This window comes from Kitasatospora sp. NPDC059747 (assembly GCF_042732955.1).
In the GTDB taxonomy this organism is placed as follows: domain Bacteria; phylum Actinomycetota; class Actinomycetes; order Streptomycetales; family Streptomycetaceae; genus Kitasatospora.
Genome location: NZ_JBHWGV010000137.1, coordinates 23,509 through 23,896, shown reverse-complemented (window position 1 = coordinate 23,896; position 388 = coordinate 23,509).

Here is a 388-nt window from a genome sequence, read left to right as displayed (position 1 = left end):
TCATCCGTATTTTTTTCTGCCCCCACACCACAAACATCCGCGGCTTACTTGGGGTGGGTGGGGGGGGCCGGGCCGCGGGGGGGGCGGCGGGCCCCTCGTCGTGTCCCGGTTCTCCGACGGCTGCGGCTACTGATGCGGAAACGTTTCGTCCCGTGCCTTGACGGTGTCTCCCGGCGGCTCTAAGTTCGCTGCAAGTTTCCGGCAAGTTACAGAAACTTCCTGCACCTTGGCTGCCCCACCCCAGCCGCCCCCCTTGGAGACGACGTGGTCACCACCGCCCCCACCCTCCCCCCCGCCCCCGCCCCGGGGGGCCCCCCCCCCCCCCCCCCCCCCCCCCCCCCCCCCCCCCCCCGGGGGCGGGGGGGGGCCGGGCCCGCGCGCGCCGGGG